This is a genomic window from Planktosalinus sp., assembly GCF_059864935.1.
The window spans coordinates 1-4,401 of the sequence record NZ_JCBCCK010000478.1 but is presented as its reverse complement, the minus strand read 5'-3'; the positions used below and the strand labels follow the sequence as shown (position 1 = coordinate 4,401).

The 4,401-nt window shown below is 39.8% G+C and carries 4 protein-coding genes; all 4 read left to right on the top strand.

Annotation, left to right across the window (positions count from 1 at the left end; all coding sequences use genetic code 11):
* A partial coding sequence (locus AC6F75_RS14000) for a pseudouridine synthase (protein ID WP_500715707.1) occupies positions 1 to 788 on the top strand: 788 nt, incomplete at its 5' end.
* Between the two features lie 367 nt (positions 789 to 1,155).
* Positions 1,156 to 2,553, top strand: a complete 1,398-nt coding sequence (locus tag AC6F75_RS13995) for a type III PLP-dependent enzyme domain-containing protein (protein WP_500715706.1) — start codon at positions 1,156 to 1,158, stop codon at positions 2,551 to 2,553.
* Positions 2,546 to 3,430 carry an agmatinase gene (gene speB / locus AC6F75_RS13990; protein WP_500715705.1) on the top strand — a complete coding sequence of 295 codons (885 nt, stop codon included), beginning with the start codon at positions 2,546 to 2,548 and terminating at the stop codon, positions 3,428 to 3,430. The genes AC6F75_RS13995 and speB overlap by 8 nt, the downstream gene beginning before the upstream one ends.
* A 62-nt stretch (positions 3,431 to 3,492) precedes the next feature.
* Positions 3,493 to 4,347, top strand: coding sequence for a BRO family protein (locus tag AC6F75_RS13985; protein WP_500715704.1), 855 nt, complete (start codon positions 3,493 to 3,495; stop codon positions 4,345 to 4,347).
* The last annotated feature ends 54 nt before the right edge of the window (positions 4,348 to 4,401 follow it).

The window sequence follows — 4,401 nt, the reverse complement described above, 5'->3', positions numbered from 1 at the left end:
CCAAAGATATTTCCCCAAAGAAAAATGTAGCAGACCGACCAAAATCCAAGCCTCCAATACCCAAAACCAAACGGGCTTCAGATGAAATCCGTTTGAATAAATACATCGCCAATTCCGGGATGTGCTCGCGCCGAGAGGCTGATTTGTACATTTCCACCGGGAACGTGACCGTTAATGGCCAGGTGATCAACGAACTGGGCTATAAAGTCAAAATGACCGATGAGGTAAAGTTTGACGGAAGACGCATCAGTCCTGAGAAGAAAGAATATGTTTTGCTCAACAAACCCAAGGGGTTTGACACTTCGGGCAAAGACGAGACCATGCACAAGTCAGCTTTGGCCATGGTGGCCAATGCTTCAAAATACCAGTTGTTTCCTGTGGGCAGGTTGCAGCGCAATACTTCAGGATTGTTGTTGTTTACCAACGACCACGATATGATCAAGAAACTCACCGACACCGGTTTGCAGGTGAGAAAAATGTTTCACGTGTCACTGGACAAACCCCTGAAGTTTGAAGATTTTCAAAAAATTGAAAAGAACCCCGAGGTGGCCGGAAAAGTGGTGCGAATTGAGTCTGTGGCCTATGTGGAAAACTTGCCCAAAACTGAAATCGGTATTCTCCTGAGCAGCAATCGTGGCAATATAGTGACAAAGATTTTTGAAAGCCTGGGCTATGAAGTGGTCAAGCTTGACCGTGTGACCTATGCCGGATTGACCAAAAAAGACCTACCGCGTGGTCACTGGAGGCATTTGACCAAGCAGGAAGTGATTAATTTAGGGATGATGTAATTTAAATTTTAAGTGTGGTTTAATTTTAAAACTGTAAGTATTAAAAATTCAATTATTTTGTTTTCATTTGCAATGTGCTTAGATGATATAGTTCACAAAATAGCAACGGCACACTTTTTTGTTTTATGAGATTTTTTTGCAAGTTTGGTCTTTTGAATTTCAGGAAGTTAAGTTCAAAAGTGCTGTTAAACAGAAAACACCAAATTTTTAATCGTGCTTCCGTTTTTTACACTGCAATTTCGTTGCAGGTTTTCCCTGTTTTAACCCCCATCCGTATTTGATCCTTATTATTGTTTCGTTAAATTAAACGACAAACTTTCGCATTGACCAACTTTTTATTAATTTATCCGAAATTTTAAAAACAATAATGAAGACCAGATATTTTGACCTTATAGACCAGACCTTTTACTTTCCTCAGGAAGAATTTACCCTTGAAGACAATGAGCTTCATTTTCACGGCATCGACCTGATGGAACTGGTGGAAGAATATGGCGCACCACTTAAGTTTACTTACCTTCCCAAAATCTCAGACAACATCAACAGGGCGAAAGACTGGTTTAAATCGGCCATTAAAAAAAACAAGTACAAGGGCAAATATTACTATTGCTACTGCACCAAAAGTTCACACTTTGAATATGTGCTGCACGAAGCCCTCAAAAATGACATTCACATCGAAACTTCTTCGGCCTTTGACATTGATATTGTCAACAAACTCAAAGAAGACAAAAAAATTGACGAAAAAACCTTTGTGATATGCAACGGCTTTAAACGCGACCAGTACATTAAAAACATCGCTGATTTAATTAATGGAGGTCACAAAAACTGCATCCCAATCATAGACAATTATGAGGAAATAGGCTTGCTGAATGAACAAATCAAACGCAAATACAAAATAGGGATCAGGATTGCTTCTGAAGAAGAACCCAAGTTTGAATTTTATACTTCCCGTCTGGGAATTGGTTATAAAAACATCCTGCCTTTTTACAACAAGTTTATAAAAGATGACAAGAAGGTCCAGCTTAAAATGCTGCATTTCTTTATCAATACCGGTATTCGTGACACGGCATATTACTGGAACGAATTGCTGAAATGTATGCAGGTGTATGTGCAGTTGAAAAGAGTGTGCCCTTCGCTTGACAGCTTAAACATTGGAGGTGGCTTCCCCATCAAAAACTCCCTGGCATTTGATTTTGATTACCAGTATATGGTGGACGAAATATTACATCAAATCAGGCTGGTGTGTGATGCTGAAGAAATACCCGTTCCAAACATTTTTACTGAATTCGGTAGCTTTACCGTGGGTGAAAGCGGCGGAGCTGTTTATGAAGTACTTTACCAAAAGCAGCAAAACGACCGGGAGAAGTGGAATATGATCAATTCCTCTTTTATCACCACTTTACCCGACACCTGGGCCATCAACAAGCGTTTTGTCATGCTGGCCGTCAACCGCTGGAACGATGAATATGAAAGGGTCTTGCTTGGCGGACTCACCTGCGACAGTGATGATTATTATAACAGTGAACAGCATATGAACGGGATTTACCTGCCCAAATACAGAAAAGAAAAACCTTTGTATATTGGCTTTTTCAATACAGGGGCTTATCAGGAAACCATAGGTGGTTTTGGAGGTTTACAACACTGCCTGATTCCTTCGCCCAAACACATATTGATTGACCGGGACGAAAACGGTAACATAACCAAAAAACTATTTAGTGAACAACAAAAAAGTGAAGATTTACTCAAAATTTTAGGATACAATGACTAAAAGAAATTATGCCGGAATTCCGGACAAGTACGCACGCCTTGACGAGGCTAGAGTAGTGTTAATCCCCGTTCCTTATGACGGAACCAGCAGTTGGGGAAAAGGATCAGACAAAGGCCCTGATGCCTTTTTAAACGCTTCAGAACACGTTGAGTTTTATGACATTGAAACCCGAAGTGAACCCTACAAAAAAGGGATTTACTTGGCACCTCCGGTGACTGAAAATTCTTCCCCTGAAAAAATGGTGGATGTCGTTCACAAAACTGTGAAAAATTACATCAAACAAGATAAGTTTGTGACCATTTTTGGAGGTGAACATTCCATCACCATCGGAAACGTCAGGGCTTTCAATGAATGTTTTGAAGACTTAACAGTTGTGCAAATTGATGCCCATGCAGACCTTCGCCCGGAATATTTGGGCTCTGCCTGCAACCACGCCTGTGCTGTTTATGAGGCCAGCCAGAATTGCAACCTCATTCAAATAGGTATCCGTTCAATGGATGTTTCAGAAAAGGAACATATGGACGAAAACCAAACCTATTTTGCCCATGATATGGTCAATGATGACGACTGGATGGACGATGCCATTGGGCAGATGACACCCAATGTATTTATCACCATCGACCTCGATGCTTTTGACCCGTCCATTATGCCATCCACAGGGACACCCGAACCGGGAGGATTGTTGTGGTATGAAACCCTCGAGTTCTTAAAACTGATGTTTAAAAAGAAAAACGTGGTAGGTTTTGATATCATGGAACTGTGCCCCAATGAAAACGAGAAATCATCAGACTTTCTTGCGGCAAAACTCTACTATAAAATGTTGAGTTACAAATTCAAATATGAAAACCGAAAAAACGACGATGAGGATGAAGATTAATAGTATAAACCAACATAAATCCCAAAAGCCCTCTCCTTTGGAGAGGGGTTGGGGTGAGGATTATGACCAAGAAAGAAACCATAAAATTATTTGAGCAAAAGCAAGTGCGTTCCGTGTGGGATGATGCTCATGAAAAATGGTATTTTTCGGTGGTTGATGTTATTTCAATTTTAACTGACCAAGAAACACATCAAGGTGCAAGAAATTACTGGAAAGTACTGAAAAGCAGACTTCTGAAAGAAGGAAATGAAACGGTTACAAATTGTAACCGGTTGAAATTAAAAGCTCAGGATGGAAAAATGAGAATGACTGATGTTGCTGATACAGAACAACTTTTCAGGCTCATTCAATCAGTCCCTTCCAAAAAAGCTGAACCAATAAAGATGTGGTTGGCAAAAGTGGGGCAGGAAAGAATTGATGAAATTGAAGACCCCGAATTGGGTTTTGACCGGTTAATGGAAACTTATCTTAAAAAAGGATACAGTAAGCAGTGGATCAATCAGCGGTTAAAAAGCATCGAAGTTAGGAAAGAACTTACTGATGAGTGGGAAAACAGAGGTGTAAAGAAGGGAAATGAATATGCCATCCTCACAGACGAAATCACCAAGGCCTGGAGTGGTTTGTCAGTAAAGAATTACAAAAACTTCAAGGGGTTGAAGAAGGACAACCTTAGGGACAATATGAGTAATTTAGAACTCGTACTGAATATGCTTGCTGAGGCAACCACTACAGAAATCAGTAAAGAAAAGAAACCAAAAAACTTTATTGAAAATAAAAAAATAGCAAAACAAGGAGGCACAATTGCTGGAAACACAAGAAGGGAGATAGAAGAAAAAACTGGAAAAAAAGTTGTAAGCCCCTTATCTGCAAAGACGTTTCTTGTAAACAAATCAAAAAAAACAAATGAAAATGAATAAAGGACCCATTTCACAATTTATCGAAAAATACTATTTACACTTCAACGCAGCAGC

Excerpts from the sequence above, each read along its gene's own strand:
- AC6F75_RS13985 (WP_500715704.1), top strand. The coding sequence starts at position 3,493 with ATGACCAAGAAAGAAACCATAAAATTATTTGAGCAAAAGCAAGTGCGT.
- AC6F75_RS13995 (WP_500715706.1), top strand. The coding sequence starts at position 1,156 with ATGAAGACCAGATATTTTGACCTTATAGACCAGACCTTTTACTTTCCT.
- speB (WP_500715705.1), top strand. The coding sequence starts at position 2,546 with ATGACTAAAAGAAATTATGCCGGAATTCCGGACAAGTACGCACGCCTT.